The organism is uncultured Chitinophaga sp., assembly GCF_902168175.1.
GTDB lineage: Bacteria > Bacteroidota > Bacteroidia > Chitinophagales > Chitinophagaceae > Chitinophaga.
Genome location: NZ_CABHOU010000025.1, coordinates 381,575 through 402,424, shown reverse-complemented (window position 1 = coordinate 402,424; position 20,850 = coordinate 381,575). Strand labels below are relative to the sequence as shown.

The 20,850-nt window shown below is 47.4% G+C and carries 22 protein-coding genes and 1 tRNA gene; 10 read left to right on the top strand and 13 right to left on the bottom strand.

Going from position 1 to position 20,850, the window contains the following annotated elements:
* Nucleotides 1–9: 9 nt before the first annotated feature.
* Nucleotides 10–2,037, top strand: a complete 2,028-nt coding sequence (locus QZT80_RS05075) for a RagB/SusD family nutrient uptake outer membrane protein (protein WP_295118590.1) — start codon at nucleotides 10–12, stop codon at nucleotides 2,035–2,037.
* A 49-nt stretch (nucleotides 2,038–2,086) separates the two neighbouring features.
* Here QZT80_RS05075 and QZT80_RS05070 read toward each other — a convergent pair whose 3' ends face one another.
* From QZT80_RS05070 to QZT80_RS05055, 4 genes are all read right to left on the bottom strand, one after another.
* Nucleotides 2,087–2,422, bottom strand: a complete 336-nt coding sequence (locus tag QZT80_RS05070) for a helix-turn-helix transcriptional regulator (protein WP_295118587.1) — start codon at nucleotides 2,420–2,422, stop codon at nucleotides 2,087–2,089.
* A gap of 1 nt (nucleotide 2,423) precedes the next feature.
* Nucleotides 2,424–2,972 (bottom strand): hypothetical protein, encoded by a 549-nt coding sequence (locus tag QZT80_RS05065; protein ID WP_295118584.1) that lies wholly within the window; start codon nucleotides 2,970–2,972, stop codon nucleotides 2,424–2,426.
* Nucleotides 2,973–3,207: 235 nt separating this feature from the next.
* Complete coding sequence (locus tag QZT80_RS05060) at nucleotides 3,208–4,554, bottom strand: alkaline phosphatase family protein (protein ID WP_295118581.1); 1,347 nt, start codon at nucleotides 4,552–4,554, stop codon at nucleotides 3,208–3,210.
* A 497-nt stretch (nucleotides 4,555–5,051) separates the two neighbouring features.
* A complete protein-coding gene (locus tag QZT80_RS05055) occupies nucleotides 5,052–5,852 on the bottom strand; it encodes a hypothetical protein (protein ID WP_295118578.1) in 801 nt (266 codons plus the stop codon).
* A gap of 189 nt (nucleotides 5,853–6,041) precedes the next feature.
* On the opposite strand from QZT80_RS05055, the gene QZT80_RS05050 reads away from it, so the two are divergent.
* Nucleotides 6,042–6,452 (top strand): contact-dependent growth inhibition system immunity protein, encoded by a 411-nt coding sequence (locus tag QZT80_RS05050; protein ID WP_295118575.1) that lies wholly within the window; start codon nucleotides 6,042–6,044, stop codon nucleotides 6,450–6,452.
* Between the two features lie 51 nt (nucleotides 6,453–6,503).
* Here the strand turns inward: QZT80_RS05050 and QZT80_RS05045 are convergent, their stop codons facing one another.
* Nucleotides 6,504–7,847, bottom strand: coding sequence for an FAD-binding oxidoreductase (locus QZT80_RS05045; RefSeq protein WP_295118572.1), 1,344 nt, complete (start codon nucleotides 7,845–7,847; stop codon nucleotides 6,504–6,506).
* 125 nt (nucleotides 7,848–7,972) lie between these two features.
* Here QZT80_RS05045 and QZT80_RS05040 point away from each other — a divergent pair, with 125 nt between their 5' ends.
* The 5 genes from QZT80_RS05040 to QZT80_RS05020 all read left to right on the top strand — a co-directional run bounded on the left by QZT80_RS05040 (nucleotide 7,973) and on the right by QZT80_RS05020 (nucleotide 11,218).
* Nucleotides 7,973–8,374: a response regulator gene (locus tag QZT80_RS05040; RefSeq protein WP_295118569.1), complete on the top strand. Its 402-nt coding sequence runs from the start codon at nucleotides 7,973–7,975 to the stop codon at nucleotides 8,372–8,374.
* Between the two features lie 213 nt (nucleotides 8,375–8,587).
* On the top strand, nucleotides 8,588–9,490 hold the full coding sequence (locus QZT80_RS05035; protein WP_295118566.1) for an AraC family transcriptional regulator: 903 nt from the start codon (nucleotides 8,588–8,590) through the stop codon (nucleotides 9,488–9,490).
* Between the two features lie 143 nt (nucleotides 9,491–9,633).
* Nucleotides 9,634–9,852: a hypothetical protein gene (locus tag QZT80_RS05030; protein WP_295118563.1), complete on the top strand. Its 219-nt coding sequence runs from the start codon at nucleotides 9,634–9,636 to the stop codon at nucleotides 9,850–9,852.
* Between the two features lie 33 nt (nucleotides 9,853–9,885).
* Entirely contained in the window at nucleotides 9,886–10,701 is an 816-nt protein-coding gene (locus QZT80_RS05025; protein ID WP_295118560.1) for a helix-turn-helix domain-containing protein, read from the top strand.
* Nucleotides 10,702–10,753: 52 nt separating this feature from the next.
* A complete protein-coding gene (locus QZT80_RS05020) occupies nucleotides 10,754–11,218 on the top strand; it encodes a VOC family protein (protein ID WP_295118558.1) in 465 nt (154 codons plus the stop codon).
* A 44-nt stretch (nucleotides 11,219–11,262) separates the two neighbouring features.
* Here QZT80_RS05020 and QZT80_RS05015 read toward each other — a convergent pair whose 3' ends face one another.
* The 7 genes from QZT80_RS05015 to QZT80_RS04985 are packed head-to-tail and all read right to left on the bottom strand — an operon-like array spanning nucleotide 11,263 to nucleotide 17,452.
* A complete protein-coding gene (locus tag QZT80_RS05015; protein WP_295118555.1) occupies nucleotides 11,263–11,937 on the bottom strand; it encodes a YoaK family protein in 675 nt (224 codons plus the stop codon).
* A gap of 4 nt (nucleotides 11,938–11,941) precedes the next feature.
* Nucleotides 11,942–12,415 carry a DNA starvation/stationary phase protection protein gene (locus QZT80_RS05010; protein WP_295118552.1) on the bottom strand — a complete coding sequence of 158 codons (474 nt, stop codon included), beginning with the start codon at nucleotides 12,413–12,415 and terminating at the stop codon, nucleotides 11,942–11,944.
* 11 nt (nucleotides 12,416–12,426) lie between these two features.
* Nucleotides 12,427–12,858, bottom strand: a complete 432-nt coding sequence (locus QZT80_RS05005) for a DoxX family protein (RefSeq protein WP_295118549.1) — start codon at nucleotides 12,856–12,858, stop codon at nucleotides 12,427–12,429.
* A gap of 17 nt (nucleotides 12,859–12,875) precedes the next feature.
* A complete protein-coding gene (locus QZT80_RS05000; RefSeq protein ID WP_295118546.1) occupies nucleotides 12,876–14,732 on the bottom strand; it encodes an amidohydrolase in 1,857 nt (618 codons plus the stop codon).
* Nucleotides 14,733–14,743: 11 nt separating this feature from the next.
* The gene (locus QZT80_RS04995; RefSeq protein ID WP_295118544.1) at nucleotides 14,744–15,439 is read right to left on the bottom strand and encodes a M17 family peptidase N-terminal domain-containing protein; all 696 of its coding nucleotides are present in this window, start codon (nucleotides 15,437–15,439) and stop codon (nucleotides 14,744–14,746) included.
* Between the two features lie 18 nt (nucleotides 15,440–15,457).
* Complete coding sequence (locus QZT80_RS04990) at nucleotides 15,458–16,819, bottom strand: alginate export family protein (protein ID WP_295118541.1); 1,362 nt, start codon at nucleotides 16,817–16,819, stop codon at nucleotides 15,458–15,460.
* On the bottom strand, nucleotides 16,820–17,452 hold the full coding sequence (locus tag QZT80_RS04985) for a hydrolase (RefSeq protein ID WP_295118537.1): 633 nt from the start codon (nucleotides 17,450–17,452) through the stop codon (nucleotides 16,820–16,822).
* A gap of 411 nt (nucleotides 17,453–17,863) precedes the next feature.
* Between QZT80_RS04985 and QZT80_RS04980 the strand changes: the two genes are divergently transcribed.
* The 3 genes from QZT80_RS04980 (at nucleotide 17,864) to QZT80_RS04970 (ending at nucleotide 20,001) form a co-directional block, all read left to right on the top strand.
* Nucleotides 17,864–18,343, top strand: coding sequence for a hypothetical protein (locus QZT80_RS04980; RefSeq protein WP_295118534.1), 480 nt, complete (start codon nucleotides 17,864–17,866; stop codon nucleotides 18,341–18,343).
* 170 nt (nucleotides 18,344–18,513) lie between these two features.
* Nucleotides 18,514–18,584: transfer RNA gene (locus QZT80_RS04975), tRNA-Gln, on the top strand.
* A gap of 337 nt (nucleotides 18,585–18,921) precedes the next feature.
* Nucleotides 18,922–20,001, top strand: a complete 1,080-nt coding sequence (locus tag QZT80_RS04970; protein WP_295118531.1) for a restriction endonuclease — start codon at nucleotides 18,922–18,924, stop codon at nucleotides 19,999–20,001.
* On the opposite strand, the gene QZT80_RS04965 is transcribed toward QZT80_RS04970, so the two are convergent.
* A complete protein-coding gene (locus tag QZT80_RS04965; RefSeq protein WP_295118528.1) occupies nucleotides 20,002–20,691 on the bottom strand; it encodes a hypothetical protein in 690 nt (229 codons plus the stop codon).
* Nucleotides 20,692–20,850: the final 159 nt, after the last annotated feature.

Below are 20,850 nucleotides of genomic sequence, written 5' to 3'. Positions count from 1 at the left end.
AAAGAAGTTATGAAAAAGTATCTTTTACTGATAATATGTGTGCTGAGCTTTGGTACTTCCTGCAAAAAGTTCGTGAAGGAAGAACTGGTAAGCACCCTTACATACGACTACTATAAAACCGACCAGGGCCTCGAAGACCTGGTGAAATCGGCGTACGCCAGTACCCGTTGGAAATATGAGAACGAACAGGTGTATGCATTATACAACTTTGGTACCGACGAGTTCCGCCTCGGCGACCAGTTTAACTATTCGTTTTACAATACCTACGACGAATCATTCCTGAACCCCGCCCAGGGTTTGTTGGATGGTTTATGGACGAATAACTACTTCGGTATTAACCGTTGTAACCTGGGGATTGAGAACCTTCCCCTCTACAACAACCCGGCTTCGCGCACACTCTCTACCGAGGCGGCGAAGAACCAGCGTATTGCTGAATTACGTTTTCTCAGGGCCTTTTATTACTTCCAGCTCGTACAACAGTTTGGCAGTGTGCCCCTGGTATTAAACACCGCTACCGGTGCCCGCAGCGATTTTCCCAAGGCAAGTGTGGCCGATGTGTACAAACAGATCATTGCCGACCTGCGATATGCTTCCGAAACACTGGCACCGCTTACCTCAGATTTAGGCAGGGCAACAAAAGGTGCGGCCAATCACTTCCTCGCTAAAGTATACCTTACCCGTGGCAGTGCCGTAACCGATCAGCGTGGTCAACAGGCTACCGATATGGATAGTGCTTTTTATTTTGCAGACCTGGTGATCAGCTCCGGCAACTACATATTGGAGCCCAACTATATGAATCTATGGAAAGGTGTGTATCCCAAAGGATATCCGCAGGTAACCACTCCGCCAGTGGGTGTTAACGGCGATCCTCCATACAATACCAACTATGCGAGCGGCGTAAATGCGGTTGACTATGCTGAGTTCCAGGCCGCGCAGGCCAGCAAGGAAATCATTTTTGCAGCGCAGTTCAGTAATGTATCGAGCCTTAACAGCAGCAGTGGTAACCGTGCGCATTTGTTTTATATGATGGCTTACGATGGTGGTATTGCAGGTTTATTAAGAACGGTCGATAATTTCAATATGCGTCCTTACCGTCGTTTGAGGCCTACCGATTATACCATGGACCTGTTCGACCGCAAGAACGATTCGCGTTTTTATAAGAGCTTCCGCACCGTGTACTATCGCAATAATGGCAGCACTACCGCTGCAGATAACGTAGTGCCTAAGTTCACTGCTGCCGATGCACCAACGCCCGCACTGATAGGTAAACCCCGTTACGGTAACGGTGATACGGCTGCATTGTTTATTGTGAACGATAGGAACACTACACTTACCGCTGCCGAACTGGCCAATACCACCCGCTTCCGCTTTAACGTATATGCGCGTTATTACAGGGCAGCCGGCGGTGCATTAGCAGAAGGCATCAACAATAATAAATGGTTAGCACTGGTGAAGCACCTCGATCCTGTACGTGTAACACCTAACTACAATGAGGAAAGAGGCGTACGTAATGGTAACATGGCCCGCCTTGGCGAAACCTATCTTATTGCTGCCGAGGCATTGGGACGTAAGGGAGAGTATGGCAGAGCGCTGCCTTATATCAACGAAGTAAGAAGGCGTGCTGCATACAGAGACGGGGAGTTTAAAAATCCCGCCTTCTGGCAGGTGCATGGTGGTACACAGGGCGATGTAACCAATACGGTGGCAGCTATGACGGCAACAGAGGACCTGTTTACGACCAATGCCGCGAGTGAACAGTATCCACCCACAGTTACCAGTACTGCGGACCGTTTCATTCATTTTATGCTGAATGAACGTACAAGAGAGTTGTGTGGTGAGTTTTACCGTTGGGAAGACCTGGTGCGTACCGAAACGCTGGTTCCCCGCACGGTGTTGTTTAACCTGGATGCGCCGAATGTCAAAGACTTTCACAAGCTGAGGCCAATTCCTTCTTTACAGATAGATGCGACTACCATTAATGGTAAGCCATTAACGGCAGAGGAGAAGAGGGCTTATCAGAATCCCGGCTATAATTAGTTTTAAATGGTTGATAAAATGAGAGAGCCGCGGTTGTTTAGCCGCGGCTTTATTTTTTCTTTGAAGAACTCTTTTTCTTATCTGGCCAGGGCTCAATCGTGATCAATTTGATGTTGAGGGCAGTTTCCAGTTTGTAGATCGTTTCGAGCGTGAAGTTTTCCTGCCCTTTTACGATTTTAGATACTTGTTGCCGGGAAACCCCCATACGGGTCGCGAGTTCTGTTTGACTCATGTTCTTATCCCTCAACGTTTGAAGCACGTGCAGGGCTATTTTCCCGGAGTTTCGCCGCCAGCTCTCCCAGGATGCAATTCTTTCAGGCGCCTCTTCCATCCAGGAACTCATTTTGCCACCGGACAGCTCGCGAAGTTTATCGTTAATATTCATATCAAAAGTCGTTTAAAGATTCAGATGAGTGAAGGCCATTTTCTTTTAGCCAGGTTACCGCCATGTTGAGCTTTCGCAGTTCTTTTTGCAAATGCTCCATTTCCCACATGGTACGGGTCATTTTGATGGCGCCGCCGGTGATGATGAATGTATTGGCCGACATTCTCAGTGCATAAATCCTAAGTGCAGGGCTCCGTTTTTTCAGGATGGGTGCTGCTTTGGATTGTTGAAGAGCGTGTAGCATATAAACGTTATTATGGAGTGGTCTGAATATTTCCTGTAATTTTTTGTACCGGAAAAAATAATAAAGTTGACGCTCCAGTAATACCGCTTCATCGATAATCTCATCTACCGCATCGTTTACTGTAACGCCCTGCCCAAAAACACTTTGTAGTTTGTCTTCGTGCGCTTCACAGAAGGCGCTAACGTATTCATGATCATTCCATAAACCAAACAACCGGTTAAATTCATCGGGCATGTTTTCATGAAATTTAATCGCCCACAAAGCATCTTCACAATGCCTCTTCTCAAAGATACAAATAATTTCCATGCGCAACTTATAGGTTAACAAATTTTTCATTAAACAGACATAACGATTTGATTATTAAACTCGAAAGTCTTTTATAACAACAACTTGTATTTGATTTAAATGGGCTATTTTAAAAGCAAATACATTAAGATGGGCAGGTCTTTTTGGGAAGGCAAATGCAATATAAATTTTCTCCCGGGAATAAAAAAAAGGCTGCCACAAAATGCGGCAGCCTCCGTAATAATAGTACCAAAAACTATTTCACAAACACACCATTCAACAACACGCCGTCACCCGCAGGCAACTCAAGTTGTAACAGTTTGCTGATGATCGGTGCAATATCTACCAGCCCCATTTTCGGGATCACCACACCTTTCTTAATGTTTTTACCAAAGGCAACAAAACCTGTTTGTATCTCTTTAAAATCAGGATAAAAACCATGCGTGCCACCTTTGCGTGCACGAATAAATTCGCCGGTAGCAGCGCCGGAAAAGGCATAACCCTGTTCTGTGGTGATGCCCAGTATAGCGGTAGGATCAGCGCCAATGGCATCCAGTTCGTCACGGGTTTTAATGATGAAGGTTTTTTGTTGAGCAGCAGGTAAGCCCTTCAGCAGTTGCAGTACTTTCTCTTTTGTTTGAGTATCGTTCTTATCTTTCAGATGCAGGAAAGCCCCTCCGCCCGCAGTATGAAAATATGCTTTCCAGTCTTGCGGTTTATCGGGATTATACAGGCCTGCTTTAGCAAGCAATACATTCGGTGCCAGGTTCGAATGAACGTTCACGAACCCATGATCGCCGGTCACGATAAACGTAGTGTTGGCAGCAATACCTGCTCTCTCTACCGCTTCGCGGATCACTTTAACGCAATGGTCGGCATTGGCCACCGCCGCGCGTACTTTATCGCCCTCACGGCCCTGCTCGTGTTCAAAGTGGTCGACCATTACCAGGTGTACCGCCAGTAACGAAGGTTTGTATTTGGTGATCAGGTAAGCGCTGGCACGGGCCAGGTTCTGATCGATGGTCAGATAGTTATCGTTCCAGTTTTCTTCTTCGATTTTACCGGTAGCGAATTGCTCTATTTCTTCAAATAATCCGGCTGGCTTGCTGCTATCTCTGAGTGCTTTGATGGTAATACGCTTACCGCCTTTTGTTGCAGGCAGGTACCAGAATTCCGGGATGTTGTAGGTAACAGGCATGCCTGCGGATACGGGCCAGTAAACAGAGGCCGTTTTCAATCCCTTCGCATTCGCCTGGCTGAATATCGTAGGTACTTTAATGGTAGAATAGTCCCATATCCATTTACCCGTAACACCGGTAGGTTCTGAAGGTGTATTGTAAAGTACGCCGTGTTTCAGCGGTTTTACGCCAGTAATAATAGAGGTGTGCGAAGGATAAGTAACGGTAGGGAATACACCGTCTACTCCCTCTGCATAACTGCCTTCCGCCATTCCCTGGCGCAGGTTCACCATGTTCCAGGAAGGGTCTTTATAAAATTCGGGTCTTAAACCATCTATGCTAATAAGGATCACATGCTTTTCCTGTGCGTGTGCGCCGGTGTTCCATAACAGGAAAGCGCCGAGCGCGAGAAGAACTTTCTTCATTGGATTGAGTCGTTTTTATCAGGGCGCGAATTTCGGGATTTTGGGGCTGGGGAGGTGGGAGAGAGGATGAAGTTTAGGTTAAGTTTATGCACTGTAATTGTATATCGTGATTGTTCAGCATAGCAAAAGCAATTTGTATATCGGATAGCCTGCTAAAGAGAGTAGTGGCTACTGTATATAAAAGAGTAGGCTACAGGAAGGGGGCGTTTTTTGTTGATATGTACCAGACCCACTGTGAGCCTGATGTACCATTACTATAACACCACTGTAATCACAGATGCCCCGCACAAAACGCGGACTTGCTATTCTCTCATCGCGAAGCCCCCGCAAAAGCAACTTTTTCCCATCTCACTCCAAAAATCACCCTTAATTATCCTTCAAAAAATGAAAACCCATCGCCACAAAACACAAAAAAACCGCTAAAATAGCGGTGCAGATATACCTCTCTCAACAGCAAGGCCGGCCTTACAGCAAATTAATCCCCATAAACGTAAATGCTAACCAGGGCTTTCCGCGGAAAATATGCCTGTTAAAGGGAATGGCGCATGCTCATACAACATCGGCGCACTGCTGTAATCCTTGCCTGCAGCCACCTTTTTTACCGCGGGTACTACGGCTACCACATCTGCGGCGTTATAGATCTTGTACTGCATCCTGCTTAACCTGCCCATGGTCATGCTGTAGGCAATTGCTTCTACGATCACGATGGCGGTTTGGCCTGGCTTTACGGGGATGTTGAAGACAAGCTCGCCCAGGTCATCATGCTTTTGTACCATGATGCTTTCGGATGCGATGGTTTTAGACAAACCGAGTGCGAAGTCGGGGCATATAGCAATAGCGCGGAACTGCATGTGCTGTACTTTGGCCGGGAATTGGCCTGTCGGGTCCACTACGGTAACGGCTATGCTGCCGTCGAAGGTGCGTTGTACCAGCACGTCGGTCTTAAGAATACAGTTACGGTTGATGCGGAGGCCGGACAGTTTTTGCAGGTTGCCTGTTTGCACCACCCGTTTGCCCGCACGGTGTTGCCAGTCTGCCCGCAATACCTCGCCCATTGCCTTGTTGAGGCGGTTAGTGAAGCTGCTGTCGTGCCGAAGGTCTATTTCGCGGGCTATGGCATGCCGCAGCGTAGCCGCCGCCTTACTGGCATTGCCGAAGTCTTTGGAGGCATAACGGGTAGCCTGTGTTTGCCGCACTTCGCCAGGGGCGCTGCGGGTAATATATTGGCCATTGGCATAGTAGCCGATGACGTTTCCGAGTTTCCCGGTGAAGGGGAATATTCCTTGTTGTTTTGCCATGATTTTACATAGTTTTAATGGTGAACAGTTATAACAAACAACGAGTTATAAAGTTGATCGAAAAACATATATTCTTCAGGCGCATATATTTCTAACTGATTTGTTCGATTGGTAGATTAAAGGCAGGAATCTTTAATATAGATAATTAAATGTATATATTTGTGAATCCACCATTTACGCAGAGGACCTATGAATACCTATCTCGACAACACTATCGAAACGCTCGAAAACAAGATCTGGGAGTATAAAAAGTTCCCGACCATCCTGATCGAAACCTGCCACAATGCGCGGAAAAAGAAGATTAAGGACTTGTCGCTCAACGAGCTGCGTACCCTGCTTACTCAGGACATCGGTATCCCTTACATCCTGCCTTCGGTAATGGAGGTGTTGGAGAAGGACCTGATGACGGATACACGTTTTTACCCTGGCGACCTGTTACTGGCTGCGGTTTCGATGCCGGAAACTACCTGGCAGGGCAATATGGAAACAGGGCTGCGGTTAAAGGGGATGATCGTGGAAGCACAGAAGGGGGCCGACTGGAAAGTGAATGGGAAAATGCAGGACGCGATCGCGAAATTTGAACAACTGTTCGCCAAATAAAAACGCCCGGCGGTTATGCCAGGCGTTATACTTATATCACGAAGCGGCGCATCAGCTTAAGCCCAAACGCCTGCCTATATTAGAACTGAATTTTCCATCAGGATCATACTTCCGTTTCACGTCCATCCACGCTGTATACTGCGGATACATGGCTTTAAACATACTTTCTTCCAGCAGCCCGTCTTTACCCAGGTACAACCTGCCGCCTGCGTCCAGTACTTTCTTGTCCAGTTTAGGGCTGAACTCGAATAACTTCTTCGTTACCGGGAAGTCGATGGCCAGCGTGTAACCTTTAAAAGGAAAGGAGAGTAAACCCTGCCCGTCGCCCATCTTTTTAAACACGTTCAGGAACGGCGTACAGCCACTGTCGGCAATCATGTTAAGGATTTCGGTGAGTACCTGTTTGCCGTTGGTTTCGGGGATGACGAACTGGTATTGTACAAAACCTCTTTTGCCATACCCGCGGTTCCAGTTATTGATCGCATCGAGCGGGAAGAAGAACTTTTCGTAGTGGATAAACTCTTTGGGGGAGTTTTGCACGAAACCGATCACCTTGTTCAGTACCCTTACCGTGAGGTTGTTGAGGGTAAAGTTGGGCATGAAGAACGGCACGGCCAGTTTGCTGGTAGGGTGCAGTTTCAGCGGATTGGCTTTCAGGTTATCGGGCAGGTCGCCGAATTTGGCCGCGTTACCGAGGGTAAGCACACCACTGCCGGTTTTGTTGCCTTTGGCCAGTGCATCTATCCAGGCTACGGAGTAGTTATACTCGTGGTCGTACGTATCCAGCGCCTCGAGCATGTGGTCGAGGTTTTTTATTTTGATAGATTTCTGTTTGAAGTACGTGGTTTCGATCTTCCGCAGTTTGATCTTAGCGGTAAGGATCACGCCGAGCAGGCCCAGTCCGCCGAAGTTGGCCCAGAACAGGTCGGCGTACTCATTGCGGGAGGCGGTAACGATACTACCATCGGCCAGCAGGATGGTGAACGATACTACACAGTTGACGAAGGAGCCGTCGGTATGGTGAGCTTTACCGTGAATATCGTTGGCAATAGCGCCGCCGATGGTCACGAACTTGGTACCGGGACAAATCATCGGTAACCAGCCTTTAGGGGCGAAAGCGGTGATGATCTCTTCAAGACTGGCCCCTGCACCACATTCCAGGATGCCTTCCGCCTCGTTCCAGCCCATGAACAGGTTCATATGGGTACAATCCCCCACAAAGTTGTGGTCATTTATCGCCTGGTCGGCATAACTGCGGCCCAGTCCCCGGGGCACCAGTGTATACTGTTCCAGGGCCTGTTTAACATCTCCCGCATCGCGGATAGAGCCTGTAAATGATTCAACTACCGGGTAATTTCCCCAACCTGTGAGCTTTTCCGTTTTCTGAACTGGCATACGTATTACTTTAAAAATCGCTTAAATATATCACTTGTTCCCCGGAAAACATAAAACGAGCGGTTGGTATGGTTTTTATTATATACCAGATGTACACAAAATGTATATCTCTAAAAAGCCAGATTATGCCAAACAATACCACATCAACCGCCATAGCGCAGAAATTACTGATTGTAGAGGACGAAGGCGAAATGTGCCTGCTGATTAACCTGCTGCTCGACGGCAAGGGACTGGAAGTGGAACATGTAAAATCCATTACCGCAGCTGTGGAATATTTTCAACAAACACCACCTGCTATAGTTGTTCTCGATAACCGTTTACCAGATGGTTACGGACTCGATTTTATCGGTTATATCAAAGATAATTACCCGGATACCAGGATCGTGATGATCTCCGGTATGGACGCTGCAGCAAAAGACGTTGCGCTGGAAAGCGGCGCCGATATTTTCCTTGAAAAACCTTTCACCCGCACCCAACTCTGTAAAGCCATTAATGAATTGCTGCAGGAAGAGATGTACGAGTGTTAAGCCAACAAACGTATTGAAGCGATCCTCCACCCGGGTATCTTTCCTGTGTGGAGGATTGTTACGTTAGCGACATTTCATTAAAACCTCCGAAACCATTAGCGAAATATCGCTAAAACGACCCGTGTAATTGGTTGTTATTCATTGTAATTCAATGGATTGTAAACCCGGCATTCCGATTGCAAATGTTATGCAATTCCGTTAAAGGACTTGTATATGCATAGCAACATTATCTTCAGCGCCGGCAGGCCGCCTGTATTACAGGCAAATCGTAACACCTGCCTTTTCTCCAAACAGTTCAGTTTATATGACCTTGCCGGCAGTGCAGGCGAAAGTTTTTGGGAGGATGATGCGCCCAAACGACTCGAACACTTTGAGATTTTATGGTGTAAATCAGCCAGTGGGTGGATACAGGTAGATTCGCAAGTGTGCGAAGTGAAACCGCAGCAGATCTTTTTACTCGCACCCGGGCAGCTTCGCCGGTTCCGTTTAGCTCCCGGCGCAACGGGACATTACCTCAGTTTCTCCCCCGACTTCCTCTATGTAAGCAGTCACCTGAAAGAAATTGCCAGCATCCTGGAGCAGAACAATCTCAATATGCAACTGCTCACCCTGCGGGCCGACTACGACATACAGCGCGAGCTGGAAGAAGTGATAAGTAAAATGCAGCGCGAGTACCAGAATAATTTATGGATGCGTGATGAAATACTCACCGGTTTACTGAGCCTGCTGATGATCTATTTATCGCGCAGGCTGGAAGCCGTAAAGCCCGCACCCGTTGTTACCCGCGAAGGCGAACTGACCATCCGGTTCAGGCTGATGCTGAAAAAAGAGTTCCTGCGTAAAAAGAAAGTGGCCGAATACGCATCGTCCCTGATGGTAACCCCTAATTACCTCAACACATCCATCAGGAAAGTGACAGGATTTACCGCCAGTTACCATATCCAGCAGCAGATCATCAACGAAGCCAAACGTCAGTTGTTATCTTCAAGGGGAAGTATGAAAGAGATCGCGTTCCATTTGGGTTTCGATAACATTGCTCACTTCTCTAAATATTTTAAAACAAAAACCGGCATGAACTTTACCCGTTTCAGGCACGAACTGGAACGGGGAGATTAAAGTTTGGGCATTGAAAAATCTTATATTCGTATTACAGATCAATAGTAAGGATACCCAACAACCAACACGATTGACAGGCCTACAGGCGAATTGCGAATCACTGTTTCATTTTAATTTCTACATTCGCTAATATCAATACCGTGATGAAGAAACAGTTTCTTATAACCAATGCTACGCAAAAGAGTGACGAGGAAATTCTGGCAACACAGGGTTTCGATAAGATTTTGAAGATGATGTACAAGATGTTTCCACAGGGCCAGTCCGAAAATGGTATAAGCCCCGAAAAGATGGCGATAGATCTTTATCGTGTGATGGAGAACTTTCAACGAAGCGCTGTTACGAAGGGGAAAAAGAGCAACTAGATTTGTATCTTTCCTTCCAAAATCCTTCGCATTTTGGAGATACCCGGGTATATACGACAGCTTTACCGGCCCATACAGCCTACCGTAAAACAATCGGCCACGAATGTTACGTACGCCGAGTTTTTGCCCGACGAAAGCCTGCAACCGTTTATTTATTGTTACTGGCAACTTAAAACCCAACAGCCGCTTAACGAGGTGTTCACTTACCGCGTAGTGGCCGATGGTTGTATCGATATTTTCTTTGAGCCCGGTCATCCGGAAGAACACTTCGTAATGGGTTTTTGCAAGCAGTATACGGAGTTTGCGCTCGATAATACATTTAACTACGTAGGCATTCGTTTTCTGCCCACAATGTTCCCGCAACTATTTAATATCAACGCCGCCACCCTCAGCAACCAGGCTTCACCACTGGATGCCGTTGTTCCTGCTACCGCTGATTTTATCAGGAACCGTTTTCATGCACAGCAATCTATCACTGAAATGAAAGCGATACTGGATAAGTATTTCCTGGATTGCTTATCCAACTTAAAGTTTAATGCCGATGCCCGCCTGTACAATGCCATGGCGCTTATTCTTGAAAACGCAGGGGTAGTAGATGTGGAAACCGGCCTGGATACGGGTATCAGTCCGCGCCAGTTACGCCGCCTGTTTGAGTTTTATATAGGCGACACGGCCAAAACCTTCAGCAAGGTGGTGCGCTTCCAGAACATCCTGCGCGCCAAACCCTCCAGCCAAAGCCTGAGGCAAAACAAACTCTTTTTTGATGCAGGTTATTACGACCAGGCACATTTCATTAAAGAGTTCAAAAACTTCTACGGCGTTACACCCTCCAAAGCATTCGGCCGCTGATTATGTCCGATTTTTACAATGTTGGCAGCACGTAAAGGCAGACCTTTACATCATGAAACGGATACTAACAATCATGCTACTGGCGGCACTCAGCGTTACCGCGCAGGCACAAAAGAAAACCATCACCCAAAAACAAAGGACCATGAAACTGAATGCAGGTATTATCACCAACAAACTCGCCGAGAGCAAGGCTTTTTACACGGAAGTGCTGGGCTTTGGCGTAACCTTCGAAAACGAATTTTATCTATTGCTGCACACCCCGGGCAAACAGGCCGAAATAAGCTTCCTGCTGCCCGATCATCCTTCGCAGCAGCCCTTGTTTCACAAAGCGTTTAAAGGTGAAGGAATGTACCTTACGATTGAAGTAGATGATGTGGACAAACTATATAGTGAGATCAGGAAAAAGGGCATAAAGATCCAGATCGATATACGCAACGAGCCCTGGGGCGACAGGCACTTTGCCATACAGGACCCTAATGGAGTGGGTATTGACCTGGTGCATTACCAGGCGCAATAAAGATAAAAGCCCGGTCATCGCGAGGTGACCGGGCTTTTGTTTAACTAATTCTTTTTCCCCAGGGGGAAACAGGCCACGCACATCAGTACGAGCAGCACGCCGGGCAGGGCCACTGCGCCCAGTCCCATCCGTTGCGCCAGTACGCCGCCGGCCAGGCAACCTGCTAAAAAGCCGCTCAGTGTGATGGATTGCCGCTTCACAGCGGCACCTATGCCATCATCGAACTTATTCCTTAAACCCTGCTCCAGGTCAAGCGCCAGTTGTGTTACATTACCGGTCATGATGGTAGTAGGGCCGTAGGTTTCTTTCGCAAACAACCTGCTGAAAGCATTTTGTAAACCCATGGCAAATACCAGTACCATGGCTATGGTAAACAATACCGGTTTTGGTAAACTGCCGCTGTATTCCATTCCCAGTATAGCCCCTCCGCACAACAGCATCAGCAAACCTTCTATTACCAGTATGGTGTACTTGTTACCTGCCTTCGAGATAATCCTGCCACCAACAGCTACCGATACAATAAACACCGGGAAAGACAGCAGTTTTAGCCATGCCTGTTTATCGGAATAGTTCACGATGTCGTAGGCAAATACGATAAAGTTGCCGGTAACGTGGGCCGAGAATAATTCGTCGGCGGCCACGAAGGTAGCAGTATCGCAAAAGCCTGCACAAAACGTAAGCAGCAGCGTAATGTATTTGATGGTGTTATTCTGCTCCATAAACTTATTTTAAATGCGCCCTCAGCATCCAGGCCATTTTCTCATGTGTTTCCATCAGGCCTGTAATGAAGTCGCTGGTGCCGGTATCTTTCAGTTCATTGGCGAACAGGTCGATGTTGCCGCGCAGGTGAATGATCAGGCTTTCATGATCTTCCAGCAGGTGTTTAATAAAGGTGGCCGAGCTGTTATCGTCCGGCAGCCTTTCAGAGAAGTGGGTGAGTTTTAAGTACTCATGTAAGGTGGCAGGGGCGTAGTGGCCGAGGTAACGGATACGTTCTGCCACGCTGTCCATGATCTCGTCCAGCTGCTCATACTGGCCTTCGAAAAACAGGTGTTTGTTGTAGAAGTCTGCACCTTCTACGTTCCAGTGTGCGCTGCGGGTTTTAGCGTACAGCATAAATTCGTCGGCCAGTATGTTGCTAAGCGCGTGTGAAACCGTGGCCAGGTTTTCGGCGGAAATACCAATGTGAGGTTGCATATTACTTTGTTTTATTTGTTTAGTAAAGAATAGAGGTAATGGTCGAGCGAATAAGCGCCCGGGCCTACAAATGCGATCAGTAAAAAGCAGATGGTGTACACGTAAGGCACATCCCTTACGGCTATTGAGTCGTGGCGGTGTACCACGAAGTAACCTACCGCGGTAACGCCTATCGTGGGCCAAACCGCCAGCCGGGTGCCAATGCCCAGTATCACCAGTAGTGGTACAACTGTATCGGCAAAGGTGGCCATGAACTGGTTAATAACAGCGGGCAGCCCTAAAGGGTTAGGCACTATTTCCTTCTCGCCCGTAAACTTTCTCAGTCCGTGTACCCTGAACAGTTCCACCGCCAGCAGCACGCGGAAAACCAGCATGGCGCCATTACTCACGGCATTGCCCAAATCGGAATACAGTAATGTTTTAATCAACTCCATCATCATCATATCAGTTTAAAATATTCCTAAAAAGCAAAGCAGGAGCAACCCAGCGCACCCCAGAAAGCGGTGTAATTATTAACCGGGATATCGCTTTTTCGTGCCACATCGTGGTTGTGCCCGTGTACGCTACAACTGCCAGAGCAGTGGTGGGCAGTGGTAGCAATGGTATCGGCCAGTTTGGACTTAGCGTTAAAGTAACCACCGTACACCTTCACCGGCGACCAGTCGGGTAATACGGGAATAGTAGGAGGGGCAAAGGGAGAGAATTCCCCTTTTGCATACACCACTTTACCGCCAACGATCGTTAAGTCGGCCTCTATGTGTTTAATGTCTTCATCCGCTATACCGAAGTAGTCGCTGTTAAGCACCGCCACATCGGCCAGCATGCCCTTTTTGATACTCCCCTTTTTATCCTGCTCGTTCGAGAACCATGCACTGCCGCGGGTATACAGCTCCAATGCCGTTTCGCGACTCAGTTTGGTATCATCGTCGTACAACTGTAAACCACCTACCGTACGGCCCGCGCTCAGCCAGTACAGACCTACCCATGGATTGTAGCTCGATACACGCGTGGCATCGGTGCCTGCGCCTACCGGTACACCCATGTCCAGCATCTGTTTTACGGGTGGCGTGTGTGCGCCGGCAGAGTGGCCGTATCTATCCACAAAATATTCGCCCTGGAAAGCCATGCGCGACTGGATAGCGATACCGCCACCGAGTTTGCGCACCCTTTCTATATTGCGCTGGTCGATGGTTTCGGCATGGTCGATAATAAAATGCAGATCGTTAAAAGGAATGTCACGATCTATTTTTTCGAACACATCGAGGAAGCGGGTAATGCTTTCGTTGTAAGTAGCGTGCAGGCGGAAAGGCCAGCGGTTGCTCACCAGCAGCCGTATCACCTTTTCCAGTTCCTTCTCCATATCAGGCGATAGGTCTGGACGGGGCTGAAGGAAATCTTCAAAGTCGGCCGCCGAAAATACCAGCATTTCACCCGCACCATTGTGGCGATACATATCATCGCCCTGGTGTAGTTTGATCGATTTTATCCAGTTATCAAAGTCTTCATATTCCTGCTTAGGCCTTTGCGTGAAAAGGTTGTAGGCAATGCGTAACGTGAGTTCGTTTTTGCTATGCAGTTCGGCAATGATCTTATAATCGTCCGGGTAATTCTGGAAACCGCCGCCCGCGTCAATTACGCTGGTAATACCGAAGCGGTTCAGTTCTTTCATGAAGTGCCGGGTCGAATTTAACTGGTGTTCGTACGACAGTTTGGGGCCTTTTGCCAGGGTGGAGTAAAGGATCATGGCGTTCGGAGCGGCCAGTAAAAGGCCCGAAGGTTCACCGTTCGCATCATGTTCAATAACACCACCGGGCGGGGCGGACGTATCTTTAGTATAACCAACGGCCTTTAACGCAGCACGGTTAAGCAGTGCACGGTCGTACAGGTGCATCAGGAACACAGGCGTGTCCGGCGCTACGTCATTCAGTTCCGCCAGTGTAGGCAGTCGTTTTTCCGCAAACTGGAACAGCGACCATCCACCTATAACCCTTACCCACTGCGGCGATGGCGTACGGTCTATCTGGTGTTTGAGCATGCGCATAGCATCGGCCAGCGAAGGCACGCCATCCCAGCGTAGTTCCAGGTTGTAGTTAAGACCGCCGCGTATCAGGTGCGTATGCGAATCGTTAATGCCCGGTATCACACATTTCCTTTTCAGGTCGATGAGCGTGGTGTTATCGCCACTCAGCTGCATCACCGTGAAGTCGCTGCCCACCGCAACAAACCTTCCGTCTTTGATAGCCGCAGCAGTGGCGGTTGGATTTTCTTTGTCAACGGTATGTATTTTCCCGTTGTAAAGGATCATATCGGCAGTCATAGTGGCAGTAATTAGTTGTGATAAGATGCGATTACCTTCTTCAACGCCTCGCCGGATGGTGCATAGAAGGCCGGGCCGGCGAGTAAAGTGATTTTGCTGAGCGGTTTGAGGTCCGACATTTTCTTTTCTTTCAGGAAAACCTGCGTACGATGAGCTTCCAGCGCACCCTTTAACACATTCTCCGCCACCAGTGCAGTAGGCGAATCGATGCCTGCATCTTTCAGATCACTGGCGTGGGAATAGGCAGTAACACCCAGTCTTAAGGCCTCACGCATCCCTATACTACCTACCGTTACCATAATAGATGCGTCGAATTTATTACGGTCGCCCAGCCCGATAAGCAGTAGTTTTTTAGCCGGAATGGTACCTGCAGGAGGCGTGATCAGCAGTGTTTCGTAGGCATGCCCCGTGAACCTGCCACTTTTACGTAATTCAGTAATGATGCCGTGCAGCGCTTCGTCCAGGTGTAACATGCCGTTAAGCGCAGCTGGCAGGGCAGGCGGGTTGGTTAAATCATTTTCGGTGTATTCGAACAGGCAGGCAACCTGCAGGGGAGTGGGCTGGGCGGAGGGGCTTTGTACCTTCGCCTCAATGGCAATACCATCCACCTTACCCACAACCGCAGCCGTGCCAATGGCAGGCAACGTTTGGGCAAACGCGCCCAGTGTTGCCAGCATAAAGGAAAAGTATAAAATCGTTTTTCTCATGATCATCAGTTTGAATATTTAGAAACGGAAAGAAAGTTGTGTATTAAAGAAACAGGAGTTAGCGGGTGCGCTTACGATGTCGTGAATAAATGCCCCCGTATGGAAGTACTGCGCGCCGCAACTGAGTTTTATGAATGTCGAAAAGCTGTAGTCGGCGCTAAGCAGGTAAGCCGTACCGATGTAACGTTTGTCAGATCCCAGTCCCGATGTGTTAAAGTTCCCGCTGGGCCTGTAAATGCCGTCGCTGGTAGCATACCGCCAGTTAAACACAGCATCCGCCTGCAACGATAAACGCGGGCCGGGGGTAAGCAACAGGTAAGGATGCAGGTCGATGAGATTGGCAGGCCCTATCCTTGGATTAAAACCAAAGTAACCACCCTTGGGATATAATGGGTTAAAGGTTTGCAGTTTACCATCACCCGGTTGCCCGTCGCCCGAAATGTAATCGTTACGCAGGTTCACCGACGGCTTCCAGGCAAGGTGCTCGAACGTATAACCGAGGTCTATGGCCAGCGTCCAGGCTTGTATGTCGTCCTGGCCGAAGGAGCCGAACTGGTAAGCTGCTTCGAGGTTGTAGATAAAGCCGCCACCGTATTTCCAATACCTCGTGGCAATCGTGTGCCTCGTTTCTTTCGCCACCCCTTCTTCAAATCTTGCTTCGTCGCGGTGCGTGCCCAGGTAATAAAAATCGAAGTTACCGCTGGCGGGAATGGCGAGCCAGGCGTAGGTGCCCCAGAGATTGATTTCGCGGCTGGCGGTATTGTCGAAGGTACCGGGCCTTACTTCGTCGTTCATCATCATCAATGCATCGATCCCGAATCGCGGGGTGGTGTACATGATTTTGGCGCCGGTGAAGTATTTACGGGCGTTGGTGCCCTCTCTCACAGAAATAAGTCGTCCGGTGCCGTAATCCAGTTCCTGTCGGCCTATGCGTATAGTGAGTGTTTGTGCAGGCTGATGCAGGGGACTTACGTCTACGAAGAGGTTCTGTATATTCAGGTTGTCCTCGTTCAGTGGCCCCGCTTCGTATTTACCGCCCAGTTGAAAGGCGCTGCCCAGTTGTGCGAACAGGCGTACTGCTTTTCCAAGATGTACGTCGGCATGCAGCAGGTAGCGTTGTAAGTTGTACTGGTCGGTACGGTCGCCTTCTTTACTCCAATCCTCGTTCACTGTTAATACATATTCATAGCGGGCTTCCCCGCCGAATGATACATACCAGGTGCTATCGCCCACATGTTTTAAATGCTGGTACCAGTTACTGTTGGGATCAGGCAGGGGGTAGTCTTCATTAAAGCGCATCAGCTTAAACTGCTGGCCGAATAAAGGTTGTTGCGCCAGGCAAACCAGCGCAACAACGATATATGAAACAGTGACCTTCACTTAGTGCGCCAGCATTGTGTGTGCGTACTGGATACCTACGCCGTAAGCGCCGCCGAAACGTTTCATCAGCGAGGTAACAGCACCATAAGTTTCCTGGCGTGCCCAGTCGCGCTGCAATTCCAGCAGGTATTGGATAGACGTCATAGGTTGTACACCCACCTGTATCATACGCTCGATGGCGCGTTCATGTGCTTCGGTGCTTACATCACCACAGGCGTCAGTAATGATGTATACTTCGTAACCTTCCGCCAGTGCCGATAAAGCCGGACCAACGATACATACGCTGGTCCACAGTCCGGCCAGTACGATCTTCTTTTTACCGGTACCGGTAATCGCATTGTAAGCAGGTACATCTTCCCAGCTATTCATAGTAGTCCGGTCGATGTAACCCGAAGTAGCGATCGGGTAAAACTCCTCGATTTCCGGGAACACGGGGCCGCTGAAACTACGCTCGGCCACGGTAGTAACAATAGTAGGCACATTAAAGATTTTAGAGGCGCCTGAAATGATAGCCGTGTTGATGCGCAGTAAAGAGATGTCGATATTACTTACAGCAAAAGCCATCTGGCTTTCAAAATCGATAAGGACCAGCGCGTGGTTAGTGGGATCAAGCAGTTTGGGAGAAATTGTCATGTAGTATATTTTTGTTGTTGAAGAATGTTAATTGTTTTGAAGATGGCGTTGCCAGGCATCGTTACCGGTGCAGGAATTGCGGTTTATTTAAAAGCAGATGAATTCGTTAAACAGCTGGTGTAAAATTATCCCTGGTCCAGTTGTGGTACAATGGATAAACAAAGGGAATGGTTATACATTTATCAGAAAACAGGGTAGGGAAAGGAGCGAAAACCCATTTGCCCGGGTGCATTTCAAAATTCAGGTGATATTTTCTACTTTCTTGTTAACTTGTGCGCAGGAAACTTATCCAAACTTAGCTTAAGTCATGCTGACCGGCTGGCCGCCTGCCGCCAGGTCTTAGAACACTCAACGGCCCTCCTTAGCAGGTTGCATTAAAAAAAGTTTAAGAATCGATTTAAATTGTTGCCGATGGAAAAATTTACCGGAGAAACATTACAGGACCCTGTATTGGGTACGCTTGAGCTTTACAGCGGACCAGAAGATATTTATTTGTGGAAAGGCAGGGCCGATGGAAAAGTGCCCGTCAACATTATGCTGGAAGGCAGCAGCGATCTTGCTGTAATCAACATGGACCATTGCCGTAACGTGGTAAATGCCGAGGATAACTGGATAGAAAGAGGTATCCTGTTCCTGCAGGAGCAGCTGAAAGGCGACCCTGCGTTTTTCGGGCTCGACCAACAAGCCGCCGATGAATTATTGTCCATGCCGCCCGATCATTTCCCGGTGTACACACCTACTTTTATATTTTATCCCGGTGAAGAATGGCTGCTCCATTTTTCCGAAGGCGATTTGCCAATTTGCGAGCCCTACGGCGTATCTGTACTGTTTAATGGCGAAAATCCCGTTTCGGTCGACGATCTTTCCGAGGGCGAGATGGATGAAGAATAAATTTTGTATTTCCAAAGGCTTAAGTATATTTGCACCCCGGTTAGCGGGGCGAAGGTTGATAACTAAGCCTTTTAAACGCATACGGAAGAGGTAAAACGTAAAAAAACAGTATGTTTTTTTGGACTAAATACCCGGTGTTTAGTATCTTTGCCCTTCTACCGAAGTAAGATTGCCCGATAGTATAATGGTAGTACCGCAGATTCTGGTTCTGCTTGTCTTGGTTCGAATCCAGGTCGGGTAACAGATGGTGAAGATCCGCTCGTAGAGCGGATCTTCTTTTTTTTATTATTTCGCCCCGGTGTGTTAATTATTGATTTGCAATTGTTTGTTGGTTCGAATCCATATGCGGTACTGAACTGAACGACATCGAACTTTTCGAAATATCCCATTTTTCTCTTGACAGAGAAGGTCAAACTATAGTCTTTTTATCCTCGGCCGGGTGCAGAGGAATAACCCCAGCTAACCTACGAAGTGTCCGCGTCACCCCATTTCGAAAATCTGTATTTTAGTGAATAGTGCTTTGTAAGGTAATAGTTTATCTGACACGAAGGCACGTAAACAATTAAACTTTCAAGGACATGTTTGGACTAGAAAACGAAGAGCTTTTTACTGGTAGAAGGACTGAGCTGCAATGGTTAGATAGAAATCTTTACAGTTCCGATAAGGACAAAATAATAACAATTTGTGGTCAATCAGGCTATGGGAAAACAGCATTACTAAAACACTGGTTTGTTACCAATGCAGCAGCCTATGAGCCCATTTGGATAAGCACTAAGGACTTGGGTCCGCGCGAACTACTGGATGAAATCATGTTGTCATTTTCTGCGCAAAGAAATACTTTAAATGGGCAAACTAATTTGGTCGTCATTGACGATGCAGGCAGTATGACCACAGAGAAACAGCAGTCGATAAAAAACTACTTATTTAGTAATCGTGATATCGATACAACTATATTCCTTCGAGATACACCTTCAAATATGCTCGCCCGACATTTAGAAGTTGGCCCCTTAACAGATTCAGATGCAAGGAGATTGCTGTTGAAAGTGACGCCGCCACTTTTATTTGCGCAAAGTGAAATGTTGCTGCAAGAAGCCGCCGGTTCGCCTGCCGCCATTATCCGAATGGCACAACATTTTGCAGACATGTATAGTGTCCCCTTATACGACTTGCCTGGCCGTATAATCGTGCCAGAAACACAGATTATTTCCACGTATCAACCCCTCATCGTGGCCGCCGACAGTGAATTAATTGCTCGTTTAAAAAAGGAGCCTTCGGCTGTGCACTCGCTTAGTCCAAGAGATTTTGAAAAAATGCTTGCTGAATTACTTCAGGATATGGGATGGGAAGTGGAACTCACAAAACAAACCCGGGACGGAGGAGCTGATATTCTGGCGCGTCGCAATTCAGAAGAGGGGAAGGTATTGTGTTTGGTAGAAGCCAAAAAATACCGGGAAGATCGGAAAATCGGAGTAGAGCTGGTGCGTACCCTTTACGGTACGCTTTGTGATGCGAGAGCCACTCGCGCTATGATGGTGACAACCTCTTCATTTACAGCGGACGCTAGGGCGTTTGAGAAAAAACATGAATACCAACTGTCGTTACGGGATTACATGCATCTGGTTAACTGGATACTCAAGTATGGAAACGCAAAAAAATAATTATATGTCTAGGGGAGGTTCGGTAATAAACTTTAAAAAATTTTCTCCCAACGGTTTTATTCTACCGATAATACAATCATCGATAGAGGAAGACACTCCGATTTCATAGATTAAATGTGGCGTATATAAATCGGCATGAACTTTATCCAAAATAGACTCATATCCATCTTTCTGAGGAAACAAATAGTCAAATACCTGCGAGGTATTCAATCCTCGAAACATTTCTTGGCTAATTTTAATGTTGTTTAAATAAGCTTTGGGGTCATTGCAGTAGACCAACATTTTAATATGTAAGGACGTAAACTCTCGCATCATTCCGAGGAAGATCATAGACGTAGGATGGTCAGGGCTGTTTCCCAAAGCGGAATTGAGAATTATATTTACGAAAGCCTTTCGTTTCTCCTCATCTGCTGTTAAAATGCCCTGCCGGGTGGCTTCCATCAAAATCTCGTGAAATTCTTCACTATCTCGCAAACGATCTAGTAGGATCTTTCCTTCTTGTTCTAATCGATTCATTCTTTCAACGAGGGCAGAAAAAAAGCGATCACGCCGCTTTTCTAAGCTGTTGGGCACCATAAAGGTGTAAAGTTCATAGAGGATCGCCCCGCCTGGTACCGAATTGAAGGCAAACTTCAGCAGTAAGGATACTTTATCAAGCCCATTGGCTTCTGGTACTTTTACTTCTGTCATGTTACCGTAATTGTAGGTTATAATAAAATGATTTTATTTTTTCTATTAATGGAAAATACCAAATTGAAGTATAATCATGCGTAAGTCTGCCCGAATGTCGATTTAAAATATGTGCTAATTGTAAAAAAATTAGAATTTTTGCACTCTACCACTGATTGA